This is a genomic window from Delftia sp. DLF01 (assembly GCF_014852125.1).
GTDB classification, from domain to species: Bacteria; Pseudomonadota; Gammaproteobacteria; order Burkholderiales; family Burkholderiaceae_C; genus Comamonas; species Comamonas acidovorans.
On sequence record NZ_JACVAZ010000006.1, the window covers coordinates 140,662 to 158,541 of the forward strand.

Consider the following 17,880-nt stretch of genomic DNA (forward strand, 5'->3'; position numbering starts at 1 on the left):
GCGCGGCAGTTAACCAATATTGTTAGGAAATCAAAATGGCATTCGATAAAGACGCATTTCTGACCGCGCTCGACGGCATGACGGTCCTGGAACTCAATGACCTGGTGAAGGCCATTGAAGAGAAGTTTGGCGTGAGCGCTGCCGCTATGGCTGCTCCCGCTGCTGGCGGCGCTGCTGGCGGCGCTGCTGCTGCAGAAGAAAAGACCGAGTTCAACGTTGTGCTGACCGAAGCCGGCGCGAACAAGGTTTCCGTCATCAAGGCCGTGCGTGAAATCACCGGCCTGGGTCTGAAGGAAGCCAAGGACCTGGTCGACGGCGCTCCCAAGAACGTCAAGGAAGGCGTTGCCAAGGCTGACGCTGAAGCCGCTGTGAAGAAGCTGGTGGAAGCCGGTGCCAAGGCTGAACTGAAGTAATTCAGTCCCCTCAAGGGCTGGAGGCTCCGAAAAAGGGCCTCCAGCCTTTGGCGCTTGTGGAGCGCTGATCCATAGAGCACACTAAAAAGCAGTCAGCACAGTCTGTTTTTTAGTGTCTTCTGACAACCCGACAGCAGAAGATGCCTTGGTTCGGGCGATGTGCAACGCATCGCCGTCAGCCATGGTTGGTAGTGGCCAACCGCCAAGCCCGCAGGGAGCTTTCCATGTGGGGCAGTCGTCGCAGACCCAGGACTCATGTCTTTGCCCGGAGATCTCATGGCCTATTCTTACACCGAACGCAAGCGAATCCGCAAAAGCTTCGGGAGCCGCGACAGCGTGCTCGAAGTGCCTTACCTGCTGCAGATGCAAAAAGATGCATATACCGCATTCTTGCAGTCAGATGTAGCCCCCAAAAAACGCACCATCGAAGGCCTGCAAGCGGCCTTCAACTCCGCCTTCCCCATCGTCTCCCACAACGGTTTTGTGGAGATGAAGTTCGTCGAGTACAACCTCGCCAAGCCTGCTTTCGATGTGCGCGAGTGCCAGACCCGTGGTCTGACGTTCGCCTCCGCCGTGCGCGCCAAGGTCCAGTTGATCATCTATGACCGTGAGTCTTCGACCTCGCAGTCCAAGGTGGTCAAGGAAGTCAAGGAGCAAGAGGTCTACATGGGCGAAGTGCCCCTGATGACCGAAAAGGGCTCGTTCATCATCAACGGCACCGAGCGTGTCATCGTCTCGCAGCTGCACCGCTCGCCTGGCGTGTTCTTCGAGCACGACAAGGGCAAGACCCACAGCTCGGGCAAGCTGCTGTTCTCGGCACGCATCATTCCTTACCGCGGCTCGTGGCTGGACTTCGAGTTCGACCCCAAGGACCTGCTGTTCTTCCGCGTCGACCGTCGCCGCAAGATGCCCGTGTCCATTCTGCTGAAGGCCATCGGCCTGACGCCGGAATCGATCCTGGCCAACTTCTTCGTCAACGACAACTTCCGCCTCATGGATTCGGGCGCGCAGATGGAGTTCGTCTCCGAGCGCCTGCGCGGCGAAGTCGCGCGCTTCGACATCACCGACAAGTCGGGCAAGGTCGTAGTCGCCAAGGACAAGCGCGTCACTGCTCGCCACACGCGTGAGCTGGAGCAGTCGGGCACCAAGTTCATCAGCGTCCCCGAAGATTTCCTGATCGGCCGCGTGGTCGCCAAGAACATCGTCGATCCGGACACGGGCGAGATCATCGCCAAGGCCAATGAAGAGCTGACCGAGTCCCTGCTCAAGAAGCTGCGCAGCGCCGGCATCCAGGATCTGCAGTGCATCTACACGAATGAGCTGGACCAGGGCGCCTACATCTCGCAGACCCTGCGCACCGACGAAACCGTCGATGAGTTCGCTGCACGCGTGGCCATCTACCGCATGATGCGCCCCGGCGAGCCGCCGACCGAAGACGCCGTGCAGGCCCTGTTCCAGCGCCTGTTCTACAACGCCGACACCTACGATCTGTCGCGCGTGGGCCGCATGAAGTTCAACGCCAAGGTCGGCCGCGATGGCGCCACCGGCCCCATGGTGCTGTCCAACGAGGACATCCTGGCCGTGGTCAAGATCCTGGTGGATCTGCGCAATGGCAAGGGCGAAGTCGACGATATCGACCACCTGGGCAACCGCCGCGTGCGTTGCGTGGGCGAACTGGCCGAGAACCAGTACCGCACGGGCCTGGCACGTATCGAGAAGGCCGTGAAGGAGCGTCTGGGCCAGGCCGAGCAAGAGCCGCTGATGCCCCATGACCTGATCAACAGCAAGCCGATTTCGGCCGCCCTGAAGGAATTCTTCGGTGCGTCGCAGCTGTCGCAGTTCATGGACCAGACCAACCCTCTGGCCGAAATCACGCACAAGCGTCGCGTCTCGGCCCTGGGCCCGGGCGGTCTGACCCGCGAGCGTGCAGGCTTCGAAGTGCGCGACGTGCACGTGACCCACTACGGCCGCGTCTGCCCCATCGAAACGCCTGAAGGCCCGAACATCGGCCTGATCAACTCGCTGGCCCTGTACGCCCGCCTGAACGAGTACGGCTTCATCGAGACGCCTTACCGTCGCGTGGCCGACGGCAAGGTCACGATGGAGATCGACTACCTGTCGGCCATCGAGGAAGGCAAGTACATCATCGCCCAGGCCAATGCCGAGCTGGATGCCGAAGGCCGCCTGATCGGCGACCTGGTGTCGGCGCGCGAAAAGGGTGATTCGACCCTGGTGTCGGCCGAGCGCGTTCAGTACATGGACGTGTCGCCCGCACAGATCGTGTCGGTGGCTGCCTCGCTGATTCCGTTCCTGGAACACGATGACGCGAACCGCGCATTGATGGGCGCCAACATGTCGCGTCAGGCCGTGCCTGTGCTGCGTCCCGAAAAGCCCATGGTGGGCACGGGCATCGAGCGCGTGGCGGCAGTGGACTCCGGCACCGTGGTGACGGCAACCCGCGGCGGTATCGTGGACTATGTCGATGCAACGCGCATCGTGGTCCGCGTGAACGATGCGGAAGCCGTGGCCGGCGAAGTCGGCGTGGACATCTACAACCTCATCAAGTACCAGCGTTCCAACCAGAACACCAACATCCACCAGCGTCCCATCGTCAAGCGTGGCGACAAGCTGGCCAAGGGTGACGTGGTGGCCGACGGCGCATCGACCGACCTGGGCGAAATCGCCATCGGTCAGAACATGCTGATCGCCTTCATGCCCTGGAACGGCTACAACTTCGAGGATTCGATCCTGATCAACGAGCGCGTGGTGGCCGAAGACCGCTACACCTCGATCCACATCGAAGAACTCGTGGTGATGGCCCGCGACACCAAGCTCGGTGCCGAGGAAATCACGCGCGACATCCCGAACCTGTCCGAGCAGCAGCTCAACCGCCTGGACGAGTCCGGCATCATCTACGTGGGTGCGGAAGTGCAGCCCGGCGATGTGCTGGTCGGCAAGGTCACGCCCAAGGGCGAGACCACGCTGACGCCCGAAGAGAAGCTGCTGCGCGCCATCTTCGGCGAGAAGGCTTCCGACGTGAAGGACACCTCGCTGCGCGTGGACCAGGGCTCGCAAGGCACCGTGATCGACGTGCAGGTCTTCACCCGTGAAGGCATCCAGCGTGACAAGCGCGCCCAGCAGATCATCGACGATGAACTCAAGCGCTACCGCCTGGACCTGAACGACCAGCTGCGCATCGTCGAGGCCGACGCCTTCGACCGTATCGAAAAGCTGCTCAATGGCCGCGTGGCCAACGGCGGCCCGCAGAAGCTGGCCAAGGGCGCCAAGATCGACAAGGCCTACCTGGATGGCGTGGAGAAGTTCCACTGGTTCGACATCCGTCCTGCAGAGGACGAAGTCGCCACCCAGCTCGAGTCCATCAAGAACTCGCTGGAGCAGACGCGCCACAGCTTCGACCTGGCTTTTGAAGAAAAGCGCAAGAAGCTCACCCAGGGCGACGAGCTGCCCGCTGGCGTGCTCAAGATGGTCAAGGTCTACCTGGCCGTCAAGCGCCGCCTGCAACCCGGCGACAAGATGGCCGGCCGCCACGGCAACAAGGGTGTGGTCTCCAAGATCGTTCCGGTCGAGGACATGCCCTACATGGCCGACGGCTCCACTGCCGACATCGTGCTGAACCCGCTGGGCGTGCCTTCGCGTATGAACATCGGCCAGGTGCTGGAAGTGCATCTGGGCTGGGCCGGCAAGGGCCTGGGCCAGCGCATCGGCGACATGCTGCAGCAGGAAGCCCGCGCTGCCGAGATCCGTACCTTCATGGAAGAGATCTACAACTCGCGCGGCCGCAAGGAAGACCTGACGCAGCTCGACGACAAGGAGATCGTGTCCATGGCGCAGGCGCTGACCACGGGCGTGCCGTTTGCCACGCCGGTGTTCGACGGTGCGTCCGAGCAGGAAATCCAGGACATGCTGCATCTGGCATATCCGGAGGAACTGGCCCAGCGCAAGGGACTGACCGAGTCGCGCACGCAGGCCTACCTGTATGACGGCCGCACCGGCGACCGCTTCGAGCGTCCGACCACCATCGGCTACATGCACTACCTGAAGCTGCACCACTTGGTCGACGACAAGATGCACGCCCGCTCCACGGGTCCGTACTCTCTGGTGACGCAGCAGCCGCTGGGCGGCAAGGCCCAGTTCGGTGGCCAGCGTTTCGGGGAAATGGAAGTGTGGGCGCTGGAAGCTTACGGCGCCGCCTATGTGCTGCAGGAAATGCTGACCGTGAAGTCCGACGACGTGGTGGGCCGTACCAAGGTGTACGAATCCATCGTCAAGGGCGAGCACGCCATCGAGGCAGGCATGCCCGAGTCGTTCAACGTGCTGGTCAAGGAAATCCGCTCCCTGGGCCTCGACATCGAGCTTGAGCGTTCTTAAATATTGAAAAGGGAAAGAGTCTTATGAAATCTCTACTCGACCTGTTCAAGCAATTCACGCCTGATGAGCATTTCGATGCCATCAAGATCGGTCTGGCTTCTCCCGAGAAGATCCGTTCCTGGTCCTTCGGCGAGGTGAAGAAGCCCGAGACCATCAACTACCGCACGTTCAAGCCCGAGCGCGATGGTCTGTTCTGCGCCAAGATCTTTGGCCCCATCAAGGACTACGAGTGCCTGTGCGGCAAGTACAAGCGCCTCAAGCACCGCGGTGTGATCTGCGAGAAGTGCGGCGTCGAAGTGACCCAGACCAAGGTGCGCCGCGAGCGCATGGGCCACATCGACCTGGCTGCGCCCTGCGCCCACATCTGGTTCCTGAAGTCGCTGCCGTCGCGTCTGGGCCTGGTGCTCGACATGACGCTGCGCGACATCGAGCGCGTGCTGTACTTCGAAGCCTACGTGGTGACCGACCCCGGCATGACCCCGCTGAAGAAGTTCAGCATCATGACCGAGGACGATTACGAGGCCAAGCGCACCGAATACGGTGACGAGTTCGAAGCAAAGATGGGCGCCGAAGGCATCAAGGACCTGCTCGAAGGCATCGACATCGACGTCGAGACCGAGCGCCTGCGCGGCGATCTGACCGGCTCCGAAGTCAAGGTCAAGAAGAACGCCAAGCGCCTGAAGCTGCTGGAAGCGTTCAAGAAGTCCGGCATCAAGCCGGGCTGGATGGTCATGGAAGTGCTGCCCGTGCTGCCCCCGGACCTGCGTCCGCTGGTGCCGCTGGACGGCGGCCGCTTCGCGACGTCCGACCTGAACGACCTGTATCGCCGCGTCATCAACCGCAACTCGCGTCTGCGCCGCCTGCTGGAGCTGAAGGCTCCGGAAATCATCGCGCGCAACGAAAAGCGCATGCTGCAGGAAGCGGTGGACTCGCTGCTGGACAACGGCCGCCGTGGCAAGGCCATGACGGGCGCCAACAAGCGTGCCCTGAAGTCGCTGGCCGACATGATCAAGGGCAAGAGCGGTCGTTTCCGCCAGAACTTGCTGGGCAAGCGCGTGGACTATTCGGGCCGTTCCGTGATCACGGTGGGTCCGTACCTCAAGCTGCACCAGTGCGGTCTGCCCAAGCTGATGGCGCTGGAACTGTTCAAGCCCTTCATCTTCGCGCAGCTCGAGCAGCGCGGCATCGCCACCACCATCAAGGCGGCGAAGAAGGAAGTCGAATCCGGCACGCCCGTGGTGTGGGACATCCTCGAAGAGGTCATCAAGGAGCACCCGGTCATGCTGAACCGTGCTCCCACGCTGCACCGACTGGGCATCCAGGCCTTCGAGCCCATCCTGATCGAAGGCAAGGCCATCCAGCTGCACCCGCTCGTCTGCGCGGCCTTCAACGCCGACTTCGACGGTGACCAGATGGCTGTCCACGTTCCGCTGTCGGTGGAAGCACAGATGGAAGCCCGCACGCTGATGCTGGCCTCCAACAACGTGCTGTTCCCCGCATCGGGCGAGCCCTCCATCGTTCCTTCGCAGGACGTGGTGCTGGGTCTGTACCACGCAACGCGCGAGCGCATCAACGGCAAGGGCGAAGGCATGATCTTCGCCGACATCGGTGAAGTGCAGCGCGCGCTGGACTCCGACCAGGTCGAACTGGCCGCCAAGATCAGCGTGCGTCTGACCGAGTGGACCAAGAACAAGGACTCCGGCGAGTTCGAGCCTTCGACCAGCCTGGTGGAAACCACCGTGGGCCGCGCCCTGATGTCCGAGATCCTTCCCAAGGGCCTGCCGTTCAGCCACATGAACAAGGCGCTCAAGAAGAAGGAAATCTCCAAGCTCATCAACGCCTCGTTCCGCAAGTGCGGTCTCAAGGCCACGGTGGTGTTTGCCGACAAGCTGCTGCAAAACGGCTTCCGCCTGTCCACGCACGCCGGTATCTCGATCGCCATCGGCGACATGCTGGTGCCGCCGCAAAAGGCCGAGATCATCGGCCGTGCCGAAGCCGAGGTGAAGGAGATCGAACAGCAGTACGTCTCCGGTCTCGTGACCGCTGGCGAGCGCTACAACAAGGTGGTGGACATCTGGGGCAAGGCCGGCGACGAAGTCTCCAAGGTCATGATGGCCCAGCTTGCCAAGGAAAAGGTCATCGACCGCCACGGCAACGAAGTCGAGCAGGAATCGTTCAACGCCATTTACATGATGGCCGACTCCGGCGCCCGCGGCTCGGCCGCGCAGATCCGCCAGCTGGCCGGCATGCGTGGCCTGATGGCCAAGCCTGACGGCTCCATCATCGAGACGCCCATTACGGCGAACTTCCGTGAAGGCCTGAACGTTCTGCAGTACTTCATCTCCACCCACGGCGCCCGAAAGGGTCTGGCCGACACGGCGTTGAAGACGGCCAACTCCGGCTACCTGACGCGTCGTCTGGTGGACGTGACGCAGGATCTGGTGGTCAACGAGGACGATTGCGGCACGACCAATGGCGCACTGATGCGCGCCATCGTCGAAGGCGGTGAAGTGATCGAGTCGCTGCGCGACCGCGTGCTGGGCCGTACCACGGCCGAGGACGTCGTGCACCCCGAGACGCTGGCCGTCCTGCTGCCCGCAGGCACGCTGCTCAACGAAGACGGGATCGATGAACTCGAGTTGCAAGGCGTGGACGAGATCAAGGTCCGCACCGCGCTGAACTGCGAAACCCGCTACGGCCTGTGCGCCAAGTGCTACGGCCGCGACCTGGGCCGCGGCGGCCAGATCAACCTCGGCGAAGCCGTGGGTGTGATCGCCGCCCAGTCCATCGGCGAGCCCGGCACGCAGCTGACCATGCGTACCTTCCACATCGGTGGTGCCGCTTCGCGCGCTGCCATCGCATCGAGCGTGGAAGCCAAGTCCAACGGCGCCATCAGCTTCAACAGCACGATGCGTTACGTCAGCAACACCAAGGGTGAGCTGGTCGTGATTTCGCGTTCGGGCGAAATCGTCATCAGCGACAACGGCCGCGAGCGTGAGCGCCACAAGGTGCCTTACGGTGCCGTGCTGACCGTCAGGCCCGACCAGCAGGTCAAGGCCGGTCTGATCCTGGCCAACTGGGATCCGCTGACCCGACCCATCATTACCGAGTACGCCGGCCAGGTGCGCTTCGAGAATGTGGAAGAGGGCTTGACCGTGGCCAAGCAGGTCGACGAAGTGACCGGCCTGTCCACGCTGGTGGTGATCGATCCCAAGCGCCGTGGCTCTGCCAAGGTCGTGCGTCCTCAGGTCAAGCTGATCGATGCCAACAACCAGGAAGTCAAGATCCCCGGCACCGACCACTCGGTGACGATCGGCTTCCAGGTCGGCGCTCTGATCCAGGTGCGTGACGGCCAGGACGTGGGCCCCGGCGAAGTGCTGGCCCGTATCCCTGTCGAAGGCCAGAAGACCCGCGACATTACCGGCGGTCTGCCCCGTGTGGCCGAGCTGTTCGAAGCCCGTACGCCCAAGGACAAGGGCACGCTGGCCGAGATGACCGGCACCATCTCCTTCGGCAAGGAAACCAAGGGCAAGGTGCGCATGCAGATCACTGATCTGGATGGCAAGGTCTGGGAAGAGCTCGTGCCCAAGGAAAAGAACATCCTGGTGCACGAAGGCCAGGTGGTCAACAAGGGCGAGTCCATCGTCGACGGTCCCGCCGATCCGCAGGACATCCTGCGCCTGCTGGGCATCGAGGAGCTGTCGCGCTACATCGTTGATGAAGTGCAGGACGTCTACCGTCTGCAGGGTGTGAAGATCAATGACAAGCACATCGAGGTGATCGTTCGCCAGATGCTGCGCCGCGTCGTGGTCGAGAACACCGGCGATTCGACCTACATCGCTGGCGAGCAGGTCGAGCGTTCGGAAATCCTCAATACCAACGAGGCCCTGCAGCGCGAAGGCAAGATCCCCGCCACGTACTCCAACGTGCTGCTGGGTATTACCAAGGCTTCGCTGTCGACCGACTCCTTCATCTCCGCCGCGTCGTTCCAGGAAACGACCCGCGTGCTCACCGAGGCTGCCATCATGGGCAAGCGCGACGAGCTGCGTGGCCTGAAGGAAAACGTCATCGTGGGTCGCCTGATCCCCGCTGGTACGGGTCTGGCCTACCACCAGGCACGCAAGGCCAAGGACGCCATGGACGACGCAGAGCGCCGCGCCATCGCCGACGCCGAAGCGGCCGAACTGGCCGGTGTGATGGCTGACGACGACGCTGGCGTGGCTGCCGTCGCCGGTGACGCTTCCGCTGACTGATAGGCGGTGTCACCCCCTGAGCGGCTGTGCCGCTTCCCCCTCTCTCGCTACGCGGGAGGGGGACGACGCCCTCGCTGCGGGGGCGGCCCTTGCTCGGCGTCCCTCTTGTTGGGACATGCTGTCTCCTAGAGCAGTGCATGGCGCAAGTGCTTGATGATGTGACGCTCCCGGCCTGCCCTGCGCAGGCGGGAGCGTTTTTCTTTGGGAATAACCAGAGTTCGGCCGGACCAGCCTCCGGCCGGGCCATTGCAGACGATGTGGTCCTTGTCTCTTGAATGGATGCTGCTGGCACTGCTGGTGTTCTGGGCCGTCGGCGCATACAACCGGCTGGCCCGGCTGCGCAGCGGCTGCGTGCAGCAGTTCGGAGCGCTCGATGCGCACCTGGGCCAGTGGCATGCCATGCTGCAGGCCTTCGAGGCCCAGCCCAAGGCCGAAGGCCAAAGCCCCGCCCTTGTGCATGCCCAGGCCGCACTGCACCAGACCGCCGCACAGCTGCAGGCGGCCCTGGTCGATGCCCGTGGCCGGCCGCTGCGCGAGACCGCGCTGGCCTCGCTGGAGCACGCCTGTTCGGCGCTGGACGTGGCCTGGCAGGCCATGACCAAGGTCGCCGTTGATACCGGCGCCGGCGCCGCTGGCACTGGCGCTGCGCCATCAGATGCCCCATCGCCGGACCCCGATCCGCTGCAGCCCTGGCAGCAGCGCTGGACCGAGCACCAGGTGCGCAACCGCCTGGGACTGCAGCAATTCAACGCCGCGGCCGAGCGCTACAACGCCGCCATTGCGCAATATCCGGCCAGGCTGCTGGCCTGGCTGCTGGGCTTTCGCCCGGTGCGCAGCCTGCTGGTCGAGCCTGTCGCCAGCAAGGCACAGGAAAGTGGAACATGAACCAACGCACGCATTCTTCCCCGCGCCGCGCTGCGGCGCCCTCGCAGGCGCATGCCGCATCGGCCGCACCTCCTCTTTGGCAGCAGCTCGACGCCGTCGCCCAATGCCTGCAGTCCGTGCTTGAAGGCCAGTCCAGCCGCAGCGTGCTGGCGCGCGTGGCGCAGCCGCTGCGCCCCGGCGTCCAGGCGCTGCTGTTCCAGGTGCTGCGCCAGTTGGGCCGTGCCCAGGCGCTGCAAAAGCAGCTGGCCTCGCGCAACCCGCCGCCGCGCGTCAGCGCATTGCTGAACACGGCCCTGGCCCTGGCCTGGGATGAGTCCCGGGCACCGTACCCGCCATTCACCCTGGTCAACCAGACGGTGGAGGCTGCCAAGCAGGGGCCCACGCGCGCCCAGTCCGGCTTCATCAATGCCTGCCTGCGCCGCTTCCTGCGCGAGCGCGATGCCCTGGTCGCCGCCACCGACGACCAGCCGCAGGCCGTCTGGAACCACCCGGCCTGGTGGATCGCCCGCCTGCACAAGGACCATCCCGATCATTGGCAAGCCATCCTGCAGGCCAACAATGAACAGCCGCCGATGACGCTGCGCGTCAACCGCCAACAAACGGACCGCCAGTCCTACCAGGCAGCGCTGCAGGCCATGGACGTGCCTTCCCTGGCCGTGGCCGACAGCGGCCTGCAACTGCAGCAGGCCCTGCCGGTGCAATCCCTGCCGGGCTTCGACGAAGGCCTGGCCTCGGTGCAGGATGCGGCCGCGCAACTGGCCGCGCCGCTGCTGCTGCAGGGGCTGGAGCAGCCCGCCGGCCGCGCGCTGCGTGTGCTCGATGCCTGCGCCGCCCCGGGCGGCAAGACGGCCCACCTGCTGGAGTACGCAGCCCCGCAGACCCTGGAGGTCACGGCGCTGGAGATAGATGCCGAGCGCGCCGCGCGCATCGCGGACACGCTGGGGCGGCTGCGCCTGCAGGCCCGCGTGGTGGTGGCCGATGCATCCCGGCCCGACCAGTGGTTCGATGCGCAATGCGGCGGCCAGCGGTTCGACGCCATCTTGCTGGACGCGCCCTGCACGGCCTCGGGCATCGTGCGGCGCCAGCCCGACGTGCGCTGGCTGCGCCGCGAGAGCGATGTGCGCCAGCTGGCCGAGATCCAGGCGCGCCTGCTCGACACCCTGTGGCCCCTGCTGCAGCCCGGCGGGCGCCTGCTCTACTGCACCTGCTCGGTCTTCAGGGAAGAAGGCGAGGCACAGGTTCAAGCGTTTGTTACACGCAACAGTGAGGCGCGAACCCTGGCGGCACCGGGGCATTTAATCCCGGGCAAAGCCGACAAAGCCGGCATGCTGGCTGACAATGCTTTGGGTGACCACGACGGTTTCTTCTACGCCTTGCTGCAAAAGACGCGCTGACCCCCCCCATCGGGCCTGGTCGCCAGCCTGGCTGCGCCTGCTGGCGCGGCTGGCCGGGGCGCTTTTGCTGGCCGGCGTGCTGGCGGGCCTGGGCCTGCAGGCCAGGGCCGATGCCCTGACGGCCGAGATCGGCCCCATGCAGCTCGATCGCTCCGAAGACGGCCTGCTGCTGTCGGCCAACCTCCATTTCGAGCTGCCCTACCAGATCGACGATGCGCTGCGCCAGGGCATCCCCATGTACTTCGTGGCCGATGCCCAGATCCAGCGCGAGCGCTGGTACTGGTCCGATCAGCAACTGGCCACCGCCAGCCGCCACTACCGCCTCAGCCACCAGCCGCTGACGCGCCGCTGGCGCCTGCACATCTCCAGCACCCCGTTCTCCAGCAGCGGCCTGGGGCTGGCGCTGGGCCAGACCTTCGAAAGCCTGGACGATGCGCTGGCCTCCATGCAGCGCATCTCGCGCTGGAAGATCATGGACACGGCGCCCACGCAATCGGGCGTATCGGTGCAACTGCGCTTTCGCATCGACCTGTCCCAGCTGCCCAGGCCGCTGCAGATCGGCGCGCTGGGCCGCTCGGGCTGGAACCTGCAGCTGTCGCGCACCCAGATGCTGGAAGACGCGCCATGAGCAGGGCCTCGGCCGACGACGAACGCGTGGCCCTGCCGGCCTCGGCCGGCCTGTCGCGCGGCACGCGCTGGGCCGTGGGCGTGGGCGCCGGCCTCATGGGCCTGGTCGGCGTGCTGCTGCTGTTCCTGCTCACCCTGGCCACCAACAACCGCCTGGACTACGAGCGCAACTACAACTGGCTGTTCGCCGCCAACGTGGTCGTGGCAGGCCTGCTGCTGGCCATCCTGGCCTGGGGCGGCATCCGCCTGGCCATCCGGCTGCAGCGCGGGCGCTTCGGCAGCCGCCTCCTGCTCAAGCTGGCCGGCATCTTCACGCTGGTGGGCCTGGTGCCGGGCCTGCTGATCTACATCGTCTCCTACCAGTTCGTCTCGCGCTCCATCGAAAGCTGGTTCGATGTGCAGGTCGAGGGCGCGCTGTCGGCCGGCGTCAGCCTGGCCAGTGCCACGCTGGAGACCGTGGCCAATGACATGGCCAACAACACGCGCACCGCAGGCGCCCAACTGTCCCAGGTCTCCGATGCCGGCGCCGCGCTGATCCTGGAACGCGTGCGCGACCAGTTGGGTGCCACCGATGTCGTGCTGTGGAGTGCATCGGAGCTTGCCGTCATGGGCCCGACGCAGACCACCCGCAGCGGCGACCTTGCGGGCCTGCGCGCCATCGCCAGCGTGGGCCAGTCGCGCTTCAACCTGCAGCCCGAACGCCCCAGCGCGCAAATGCTGCGCTCGCTGCGCGAGCAGCGCGCCGTGGCCAGCATCGAAGGCCTGGACGACGACGGCATGGCCCAGCCCGGCGCCACCGCGCCCGGCGCCCAGGTCCGCACACTGGCCCTGGTGCCCAACCCCAGCGTGGGCCTGCTGACCGAGCCGCGCTACCTGCAGGCCACCATTGCACTGCCGCAGGCCCTGGTGACCAATGCCCTGGCCGTGCAGGCAGCCAACCGCGAATACCAGGAGCGCGCGCTGGCACGCGGTGGCCTGCAGCGCATGTACATAGGCACGCTCACGCTCAGCCTGTTCCTGGCCGTCTTCGGCGCCGTGGTGCTGGCCATCGTGCTGGGCAACCAGCTGGCCAGGCCGCTGCTGCTGCTGGCCCAGGGCATGCGCGACGTGGCGCGCGGCGACCTGCGGCCCAAGCCGGCGCTGCAGACGCGCGACGAGATCGGCGGGCTCACGCGCTCCTTTGCGCTCATGACCCAGCAACTGGCCGACGCCCGCGCCGAAGCCAACCGCAGCATGGGCCAGCTCGATGCCGCACGCGGCAACCTGCAGACCATCCTCGACAACCTCACCTCGGGCGTCATCGTGCTGGATGCGCGCGGCGCCATCGTGCTGAGCAATCCCGGCGCCACGCGCATATTGCGCGCGCCCATGGCCGTCCATGAAGGCCGGCTGCTGTCCCAGGTGCCGGGGCTGGAGCAGTTCGGCGAAGTCGTGCAGGAGCAGTTCGCGCTCTTCCTGGGCGAGCAGGGGCGCGATCGCTGGCAACTGGTGCATGAGCTGCATGCCTCCACCGATGGCGGCGTCATCCAGCACACCACCACCCTGGTCATGCGCGGTGCGGAACTGCCCGATGCGCAGCGCCTGCTGGTCTTTGACGACATCTCGGAAATCGTCTCGGCCCAGCGTGCCCAGGCCTGGGGCGAGGTGGCGCGCCGCGTGGCCCACGAGATCAAGAACCCGCTCACGCCCATCCAGCTGTCGGCCGAGCGCATGGCCATGCGGCTGACCGACAAGCTGCAGCCGGCTGACCAGGCGCTGCTGGCCAAGTCCGTCAAGACCATCGTCGATCAGGTCGGCGCCATGAAGCGCCTGGTCGATGAATTCCGCGACTACGCGCGCCTTCCCGCCGCCAACCTGCAGTCGTTGGACCTCAACGCGCTGGTCACCGATGTGCTCCAGCTGTATGGGGAAGAGAACGCCGAAGTGCGCGTGGACTGCGTGCTGGACCCGCAATGCCCGCCGATTTCCGGCGATGGCCAGCAGCTACGGCAGGTCATTCACAATCTTTTGCAGAATGCCCAGGACGCCACGGCCCAGCGCGCGCAGGAAAGCGGCCAGCCCCCCGGCCCCGTGACCATAGAGACGCGCTGGAACGAGTCCGCGCGTCGCGTGCGCCTGAGCATCAGTGACAGCGGCACGGGCTTTGCCGCCAACATCCTTCAACGGGCCTTCGAGCCCTACGTCACGACCAAGGTGCGAGGCACCGGCCTGGGCCTGGCCGTGGTCAAGAAAATCGCAGACGAGCATGGCGCCCGCATCGACCTGGGCAACAGGGAAGACGACGGGGTGATTCAAGGTGCGCAAGTGTCGCTATCATTTGCGCCTGAGCGTACAGGATAGGCCTGACGCCCCCCGCGCCTCAGCACATAGGCTTAAGACACATGGCAAACATACTGGTGGTCGACGACGAACTGGGGATCCGGGATTTGTTGTCGGAAATCCTCAACGACGAAGGTCATAGTGTGGACGTGGCCGAGAACGCCGGTCAGGCACGCTCGGCGCGCGCCTCCAACACCTACGACCTCGTGCTTCTCGACATCTGGATGCCCGACACCGATGGCGTATCGCTGCTCAAGGAATGGGCCTCGGCAGGTCTGCTGACCATGCCCGTGATCATGATGAGCGGCCACGCCACCATCGAGACGGCCGTGGAGGCCACGCGCATCGGTGCGCTGTCCTTCCTCGAAAAACCCATCACCATGCAAAAGCTGCTCAAGGCCGTGGAGCAGGGCCTGGCGCGCAACGCCGCCAGCCAGGCACCGGCTGCAGCGCCCGTGGCGGTGGTCGAGCCGGACACTGCGGCCGTGGTCACGCCTGCGGCCAGCCGCGTGCCGGTGGACAACAACGTGCCGCATGCACACCAGGGGTTCGACCTGGACCGCCCGCTGCGCGAGGCGCGCGACGGCTTCGAGAAGGCCTACTTCGAATTCCACCTGGCACGTGAAGGCGGCTCCATGACACGCGTGGCCGAGAAGACCGGCCTGGAGCGCACCCACCTGTACCGCAAGCTGCGCCAGCTGGGCGTGGACCTGGGCCGCAACAAGCGCGGATAGACTTTTTGAAGGAATTTTGGCTTTTTCGTTTTTGGGTCAAAAAATCCTGCATATAATCTAGTTCTCGGCCCGGTAGCTCAGTCGGTAGAGCAGAGGATTGAAAATCCTTGTGTCGGCGGTTCGATTCCGTCCCAGGCCACCAAATTCAGTAAAAAATTACGGACTGCTTCGCAAGAAGCGGTCCGTTTTTCTTTGTGCTGCTGAAAAGCCTGCCGTTGTTCAGCACGCCCAGGCCACACGCTTCAGTCACTCAGGCGGGGGGCGGCTGCATTGTCACTGTCACCAGCAGCACGCAGCCCTGTTCGCCCCGGGCGTGCACGTCATGGGGTTCGCCCGCCGGCACCAGCACTACCGAGCCGGCCACCAGCCGCAGGCTGGCCACGCGCGTGGCGATGCCGGCTTCGCCCGCCAGGCAGTGAATGGTGGCCTCGCCGGGCACCTGGTGGCGCGGCAGTGCATGGCCGGGCGGCAGCACCAGCCGAAGCAGCTGCAGCTGGGGCGTTCTGATCAGGCTGGTGCTGATGTGCATGCCGTCGCGTGCGTGCAGGGCGATGACATCCAGTGGCTTTGCGTGTTTGAGTGCCATGCTTGGCTCCTGCTTGATGTGGGTCAGAAGGTGGTGCCGCAGCGGCCCCGCCCGCGCGCCTGAAGATGTACGCTGAATACATCTTATGCAGGCGCACGGCGGGCCGGAAGGAGTGGACATCATGGCGCAATGGCTGGAACTGGAGGAACCCCTGCGAACCCGGGAGGCTCCGCAATGGAAGGCTTTCCTGGAGCTGGGATTCCGGCCGCTGTACCTGCTGGGCTGCCTCTGGGCTGCACTGTCGGTGGCGCTGTGGGTCTATGCGCCGCAGTGGATCGCCGGGCGCATGCCCGGCGTGTTCTGGCATGCGCACGAGATGCTGTGGGCCTTCGTGGCCACCATTGCCGTGGGCTTTCTGTTCACGGCGGGCAGCAACTGGACAGGGCGCAATCCCCTGCAGGGCCGGGCATTGGGCGCGCTGTGCCTGCTGTGGCTGGTGGCCCGCGCAGGCTTCCTGCTGCCGGGGCCGCAGGCCTTTGCGGTCGCCGCGCTGTGCGAGACGGCCTTCTTCTGCTGGGCCGCCGTGCCATTCAGGTGGCGCGCAGCCGGCGCAACTACGGGCTGCCCCTGCTGCTGGCGGGCCTGGGCGTGGCCGATGCGCTGTACCTGTGGTCCATCTGGCAAGGCGACTACGGCGCGCTCATGCAGCGCTTCAACGCTGGCCTGCTGTGCATGGCCGTGATCGCGCTGCTGATCGCGCGGCGCGTGATCCCCTTCTTCGCCATGCGCGCCGTGTCCGGCCTGCAAATCCCCATGCACACGGCCAGCGGCCAGTGGCAACTGGGCGCGGGCGTGGTGGCCATCGCCTGCCTGCTGGCGGGCTGGTGGCCGGGCCTGGCCGCCGGCCTGGCCGTGGCCGGCCTGATCGCCCTGTGGCAGGTGCTGGCCTGGAAGCCCCAGGCCGTGCGCCACGTGCCGCTGCTGTGGATTCTCTACCTGGGCCACGCGGCGCTGGGTGCGGGCCTGCTGGTGGCCGGCGCGCATGCGGCCGGATGGGTGCTGCGCCCCGCCTGGCCCGTGCATGTGATCGGTGCGGGCGGCTTTGCCCTGCTCATCATCGGCATGTGCACACGGACGTCGATGGGCCACCTGGGCCTGCCGCTGCGCACCGACCGCAGCATGGTCGCCGCCTATGCCCTGGTCATTGCCGCTGCCGTGCTGCGCCTGGCGGCCCTGCTGCCCACGGCGCTGTCGCTGGCGGCGCTGCATGCCTCGGCCGCAGCCTGGGTATTGGCCTTTGCGCTGTACCTGTGGCGTTTCGCCCCGCTGCTGGTGCGCCCGCGTGCCGACCGGCAGGCATGATCGCAGGCCTGCCATGCGCCTGACCCTGATGACCGACTACGCGCTGCGCCTGCTCATGCATGTGGCGCGCCACCCCGGGCGGCTGTGCACGATTGCCGAGATCGCCCAGGCCCATGCCATCTCCGAAGCCCACCTCATGAAGGTCACGCACCAGTTGGCGCTGCGCGGCTGGATCGTGACCGTGCGCGGCAAGGGCGGCGGCATGCGCCTGGCCCATGCGCCGGCCGACATCGGCCTGGGCGACGTGGTGCGCGGCATGGAGCCGGACCTTGCCATCGTCGAATGCTTCACGGGCACCAGCCCGCCGGCCTGCACGCTTGCGCAGGACTGCCGGCTGGCCGGCGTGCTGGGCGGGGCGCTGGACAGCTTCATGGCCCATCTGGACGGCTTCACGCTGGCCGATCTGCTGCCGGCTCCCGCATCCCTGCCCCTGCCCCTGCCTCTGACGCACAGGAGCCGCGCATGAGCTACGGACTGCTGCTGACCCTGCACCTGCTGGCGGCCATTGCCTTTGCAGGCACGGTGTTCTTCGAAGTCGTGCTGCTGGCCGGGGCGCGCCGCCACCTGCCCGCTGCCGTGGCGCGCGCCACCGAGCAGGCGCTGGGCGACCGCGCGGTCGCCGTCATGCCCTGGGTGCTGATGGTGCTGTACGGCGCGGGGCTGGGGCTGGCCTGGCAGCACCGCGCGGCATTGGCTGCCGCCTTTGCCGCTCCGCTGGCCAGCAGCTTCGGCCTGCTGCTGGCGCTCAAGATCGTGCTGGCGCTCAGCGTGTTCGGGCATTTCCTGGCGGCCATGTGGTGGCGCCGGCGCGGTGTGCTTGGCGGGCGCCGCTCGCACCGCCTGCACCTGAGCGTGTTCTGCCACGTGCTGGCCATCGTGCTGCTGGCCAAGGCCATGTTCTACCTGCATTGGTAATCAGCCTGCAGGCAGGCCCTGCCCGCGTTAAGCTCGCTGCTCGCATGGCTTGGAGCACGGGGG

At 65.7% G+C, this 17,880-nt stretch carries 11 protein-coding genes, 1 tRNA gene and 1 pseudogene; 12 read left to right on the top strand and 1 reads right to left on the bottom strand.

Annotation, left to right across the window (positions count from 1 at the left end):
• Positions 1–35: 35 nt before the first annotated feature.
• The 9 genes from rplL (at position 36) to IB269_RS26550 (ending at position 15,156) form a co-directional block, all read left to right on the top strand.
• Positions 36–413: a 50S ribosomal protein L7/L12 gene (gene rplL, locus IB269_RS26510; RefSeq protein ID WP_012202441.1), complete on the top strand. Its 378-nt coding sequence runs from the start codon at positions 36–38 to the stop codon at positions 411–413.
• 276 nt (positions 414–689) lie between these two features.
• A complete protein-coding gene (gene rpoB / locus IB269_RS26515; RefSeq protein WP_013800272.1) occupies positions 690–4,802 on the top strand; it encodes a DNA-directed RNA polymerase subunit beta in 4,113 nt (1,370 codons plus the stop codon).
• Positions 4,803–4,825: 23 nt separating this feature from the next.
• Positions 4,826–9,055, top strand: coding sequence for a DNA-directed RNA polymerase subunit beta' (rpoC, locus tag IB269_RS26520; protein WP_013800273.1), 4,230 nt, complete (start codon positions 4,826–4,828; stop codon positions 9,053–9,055).
• 255 nt (positions 9,056–9,310) lie between these two features.
• Positions 9,311–9,940: a LemA protein gene (locus tag IB269_RS26525; RefSeq protein ID WP_034397916.1), complete on the top strand. Its 630-nt coding sequence runs from the start codon at positions 9,311–9,313 to the stop codon at positions 9,938–9,940.
• Entirely contained in the window at positions 9,937–11,334 is a 1,398-nt protein-coding gene (gene rsmB, locus IB269_RS26530) for a 16S rRNA (cytosine(967)-C(5))-methyltransferase RsmB (RefSeq protein WP_192368718.1), read from the top strand. The genes IB269_RS26525 and rsmB overlap by 4 nt, the downstream gene beginning before the upstream one ends.
• Entirely contained in the window at positions 11,279–11,962 is a 684-nt protein-coding gene (locus tag IB269_RS26535; protein ID WP_375708229.1) for a DUF4390 domain-containing protein, read from the top strand. Before rsmB ends, IB269_RS26535 begins: the two co-directional genes overlap by 56 nt.
• Positions 11,959–14,301, top strand: a complete 2,343-nt coding sequence (locus IB269_RS26540) for a sensor histidine kinase (RefSeq protein ID WP_192368719.1) — start codon at positions 11,959–11,961, stop codon at positions 14,299–14,301. The genes IB269_RS26535 and IB269_RS26540 overlap by 4 nt, the downstream gene beginning before the upstream one ends.
• A gap of 41 nt (positions 14,302–14,342) precedes the next feature.
• Positions 14,343–15,014 carry a response regulator gene (locus tag IB269_RS26545; RefSeq protein ID WP_012202448.1) on the top strand — a complete coding sequence of 224 codons (672 nt, stop codon included), beginning with the start codon at positions 14,343–14,345 and terminating at the stop codon, positions 15,012–15,014.
• 66 nt (positions 15,015–15,080) lie between these two features.
• Positions 15,081–15,156 (top strand) — tRNA-Phe (locus IB269_RS26550).
• A 108-nt stretch (positions 15,157–15,264) separates the two neighbouring features.
• Here the strand turns inward: IB269_RS26550 and IB269_RS26555 are convergent.
• Entirely contained in the window at positions 15,265–15,600 is a 336-nt protein-coding gene (locus IB269_RS26555) for a cupin domain-containing protein (protein WP_192368720.1), read from the bottom strand.
• Between the two features lie 121 nt (positions 15,601–15,721).
• On the opposite strand from IB269_RS26555, the pseudogene IB269_RS26560 reads away from it, so the two are divergent.
• From IB269_RS26560 to IB269_RS26570, 3 genes and pseudogenes are all read left to right on the top strand, one after another.
• A pseudogene (locus tag IB269_RS26560) lies at positions 15,722–16,902 on the top strand (NnrS family protein).
• 13 nt (positions 16,903–16,915) lie between these two features.
• Positions 16,916–17,368, top strand: a complete 453-nt coding sequence (locus tag IB269_RS26565; protein ID WP_192368721.1) for an RrF2 family transcriptional regulator — start codon at positions 16,916–16,918, stop codon at positions 17,366–17,368.
• The gene (locus IB269_RS26570; protein ID WP_013800282.1) at positions 17,365–17,817 is read left to right on the top strand and encodes a CopD family copper resistance protein; all 453 of its coding nucleotides are present in this window, start codon (positions 17,365–17,367) and stop codon (positions 17,815–17,817) included. The genes IB269_RS26565 and IB269_RS26570 overlap by 4 nt, the downstream gene beginning before the upstream one ends.
• Positions 17,818–17,880: the final 63 nt, after the last annotated feature.

Excerpts from the sequence above, each read along its gene's own strand:
- rsmB (WP_192368718.1), top strand. The coding sequence starts at position 9,937 with ATGAACCAACGCACGCATTCTTCCCCGCGCCGCGCTGCGGCGCCCTCG.
- rplL (WP_012202441.1), top strand. The coding sequence starts at position 36 with ATGGCATTCGATAAAGACGCATTTCTGACCGCGCTCGACGGCATGACG.
- IB269_RS26570 (WP_013800282.1), top strand. The coding sequence starts at position 17,365 with ATGAGCTACGGACTGCTGCTGACCCTGCACCTGCTGGCGGCCATTGCC.
- IB269_RS26565 (WP_192368721.1), top strand. The coding sequence starts at position 16,916 with ATGCGCCTGACCCTGATGACCGACTACGCGCTGCGCCTGCTCATGCAT.
- IB269_RS26540 (WP_192368719.1), top strand. The coding sequence starts at position 11,959 with ATGAGCAGGGCCTCGGCCGACGACGAACGCGTGGCCCTGCCGGCCTCG.
- IB269_RS26545 (WP_012202448.1), top strand. The coding sequence starts at position 14,343 with ATGGCAAACATACTGGTGGTCGACGACGAACTGGGGATCCGGGATTTG.
- rpoB (WP_013800272.1), top strand. The coding sequence starts at position 690 with ATGGCCTATTCTTACACCGAACGCAAGCGAATCCGCAAAAGCTTCGGG.
- IB269_RS26535 (WP_375708229.1), top strand. The coding sequence starts at position 11,279 with ATGCTTTGGGTGACCACGACGGTTTCTTCTACGCCTTGCTGCAAAAGA.
- rpoC (WP_013800273.1), top strand. The coding sequence starts at position 4,826 with ATGAAATCTCTACTCGACCTGTTCAAGCAATTCACGCCTGATGAGCAT.
- IB269_RS26555 (WP_192368720.1), bottom strand. The coding sequence starts at position 15,600 with ATGGCACTCAAACACGCAAAGCCACTGGATGTCATCGCCCTGCACGCA.
- IB269_RS26525 (WP_034397916.1), top strand. The coding sequence starts at position 9,311 with ATGTGGTCCTTGTCTCTTGAATGGATGCTGCTGGCACTGCTGGTGTTC.